Below are 261 nucleotides of genomic sequence, written 5' to 3'. Positions count from 1 at the left end.
CTTCGATTTTTCCGGCGTTAATGAACCGATTCCCATATGGTGAAAAACAGTGTCGAATCGCAGACGCCACAGCTGTTGCGTAACTACTTTTTCCACCCATTTACCAAGAGCGATACCCACAAGGATCAAGATGATCGCTGCGATGATGTTTGGAATCAGGGTTAAAATATTTTGCAGCATCGCGATGGCCGGTTCGGAAATCCCCTTTAGATTTAATCTTTCCAATGCCGTTATGATGGTTGGAATAAGGATAAGGATGGA

Annotated in this window: 1 protein-coding gene; it reads right to left on the bottom strand. The window is 44.1% G+C overall.

Translation table 11 applies throughout. From position 1 onward, the window contains the following. The coding region (locus tag RYX56_RS23315; protein ID WP_439108532.1) for a mechanosensitive ion channel family protein at nt 1-261 on the bottom strand (261 nt) is incomplete at both ends.

The sequence above is a fragment of the Alkalihalophilus lindianensis genome, assembly GCF_032843265.1.
Taxonomy (GTDB): domain Bacteria; phylum Bacillota; class Bacilli; order Bacillales; family Bacillaceae_D; genus Alkalihalophilus; species Alkalihalophilus lindianensis.
Note: the sequence above shows the minus strand (reverse complement) of the source record. Positions and strands in the feature narration are given on the sequence as shown.